General features: G+C 45.8%; 2 protein-coding genes. Both read left to right on the top strand.

The features are described 5' to 3' along the window. Positions 1-1,532 (top strand): acetolactate synthase AlsS (alsS, locus tag GRP75_RS23615; RefSeq protein ID WP_160790531.1); only part of this gene is annotated, 1,532 nt, incomplete at its 5' end. A 162-nt stretch (positions 1,533-1,694) separates the two neighbouring features. Beyond that, on the top strand, positions 1,695-2,441 hold the full coding sequence (gene budA / locus GRP75_RS23610) for an acetolactate decarboxylase (protein WP_160790530.1): 747 nt from the start codon (positions 1,695-1,697) through the stop codon (positions 2,439-2,441). Positions 2,442-2,771 lie beyond the last annotated feature (330 nt).

The raw sequence follows: 2,771 nt of genomic DNA, 5'->3' as shown, positions 1-2,771 counted from the left end.
AATTAATCATATGCCGTCATGAACAAAATGCTGCCTTTATGGCCGCTGCAGTCGGTCGATTAACTGGAAAGCCGGGCGTATGTCTTGTCACCTCTGGCCCCGGCGCATCCAATTTGGCGACAGGACTTGTCACCGCGAATGCAGAGAGTGATCCTGTTGTCGCTCTTGCAGGTGCCGTTCCAAGATCCGAACGCCTGAAACGCACGCATCAATCCATGGATAACGCCGGACTATTCGAGCCCATCACCAAATACAGTGTAGAAGTAGAGCATCCTGATAATGTACCAGAAGCTATTACTAACGCATTTCGGATTGCGACCTCAGCCCAGCCTGGAGCCACTTTTGTCAGTCTGCCGCAGGACGTGTTGACTTCGTCATCTGAAGTAACAGCTATTGAGAAGATCTCCCTTCCCCAGCTTGGAATCGCACCCGCCGGGCTCATCAAACAAGTCGCAGAGCAACTCAAAAAAGCCAAGTTGCCCGTACTTCTCCTCGGCATGAAAGCCAGCACGCCCGAAGCCACAGCTGCCATCCGTGCACTGATCAGAAACACGGATTTGCCTGTAGTTGAAACTTTTCAGGCCGCTGGAGCCATTTCCCGGGAGCTGGAAAGCCACTATTTTGGGAGAGTCGGTCTGTTCCATAATCAGCCGGGTGACATGCTTCTTGGAGCGGCAGATCTGGTACTGACGATTGGCTATGATCCTATTGAATATGATCCAAAAAACTGGAACATTCCTGCAAACCGAACCCTCATTCATCTGGATGATCATCAAGCAGATATTGATCATGATTATCAACCTGATTACGAGCTTATCGGGAATATAGCCCTGATTGTGAGTAGCCTTGCAGAAGAATTGCCTACCTTAAAGCTATCTAGAGCCTCCTGCAACCAATTAAAACGTCTTCACCATGATCTAAGCGAGCAAGAGGCTGTACCTGTACGCAAGCATGACTATCTGATTCATCCATTACAATTCATTCGCACACTGCGCAGCCTGATTGACGATAACGTCACAGTCACTTGTGATGTCGGCTCACACTACATTTGGATGGCACGATATTTCCGTTCGTATGAGCCGCGTCGCCTTCTATTCAGCAACGGGATGCAGACGTTAGGCGTAGCACTTCCTTGGGGGATTGCTGCTACACTCGTCAACCCCGGTCAAAAAGTCGTTTCTATTTCCGGAGACGGAGGATTTCTTTTTTCATCTATGGAGCTCGAAACCGCCGTACGTCTTAACTCACCATTGGTGCATATCGTATGGAGAGATGGTTCCTATGACATGGTCGCTTTTCAACAACAGATTAAATACGGAAGAACGTCTGGTGTAAAATTTGGAGATGTTGATGTAGTGAAATATGCTGAAAGTTTCGGGGCCACTGGATTACGCGTGCACTCTCCTGAAGAACTAGAAAGTGTATTGCAGCAGGCACTTCATACCGATGGTCCTGTGGTTGTCGATATTCCGATTAATTATCAGGATAACATCCAATTGGGACGTAAACTGCTGCCTAACCAATTAAACTAACCTTAACCATGCCTCACTCGTGACGGCTTTATGACAATTATGGAGTATAACGTTTTTTTTATGATTTTTTTGAGTTATTCATGTTATTTACTGAAATTTTACGTTTATTATTGAAAAAGAAAGAAAATAAATGCATACAATTACAAAAGGAAGTGTATTGCCATGACCGTTACACAATTGGAAACCAAGCAAGAAACTGATCATGATATTTACCAAACGTCCACCATGCTTGCTTTATTAGATGGTCTTTACGACGGAGTCGTTGCGTTCGAGGAATTGCAAAAGCACGGGGATTTCGGACTCGGTACCTTTGATCAACTCAATGGCGAGATGATCGCGTTCGATGGTGAATTTTATCACTTGCTTCCAGACGGTACGGCCCATCGCGTAAAACCTGAAGAAACTACTCCATTTTCCACCGTCACCTTTTTTCATGAAGATTTCACATATACTATTGACCGTCCCATGCATCGTGAAGAGCTGGAGGCTCTGCTGTTAACGTTGTTTCCAAGCCGTAATCTGTTCTATGCCTTCCGTATGGATGGTACTTTTCGTGAAGTAAAGACACGGACCGTGCCTCACCAAGTTAAACCATACAAACCGTTTATCGAAGCGACCAAGTCACAGCCTACCTTCACTTTTAATGAGGCTTCCGGCGTGATTACAGGTTTTTGGACACCTGCCTATGCTCAAGGTATTGGGGTAGCCGGATTTCATCTGCATTTTATTAACGATGAACGCACTGGAGGCGGGCATGTCTTTGATTTTATCGTCGAAAAGTGCACCATCCGCATTTGTCAAAAATCCAATCTGCACCTGGTCCTGCCCGATACCCCGGATTATTTGAAGGCCAACCTGTCCAGAGAAAACCTGGAGAAGGAAATCGCCGTTACTGAAGGTGCGCAGTAATCACAGTTATATAACTCATCAAGTAACGGACCTTATAGCTAAACAATAAACAGCAAAAGATCACAGTCAGAGAATTACTGCTCTCTGACTGTGATCTTTTTATTTACGAGCGTATATACACGTTACTGCTGATGCTCTCACTCCGGTTCACCTATGCCTCGATCTGATCCAGTTTATCTGCATAATATTGAATGGCACGTGAGTACTCCTGTGTAGATAAATCCGAGGTCGTCTCAGCCACCTCCATTAGCAGCTTCTGCATGGCTTTCCCGTATTCCCCCAGATTATACAACACCATCGCGTAAAATACCCGAAACGGTCTGTAATCCG

This window comes from Paenibacillus sp. OT2-17, assembly GCF_009827695.1.
Lineage (GTDB): Bacteria > Bacillota > Bacilli > Paenibacillales > Paenibacillaceae > Paenibacillus > Paenibacillus polymyxa_B.
Note: the sequence above shows the minus strand (reverse complement) of the source record. Positions and strands in the feature narration are given on the sequence as shown.

What these genes read in the sequence shown, in the direction of transcription:
- budA (WP_160790530.1), top strand. Translation starts at nt 1,695, where the DNA reads ATGACCGTTACACAATTGGAAACCAAGCAAGAAACTGATCATGATATT.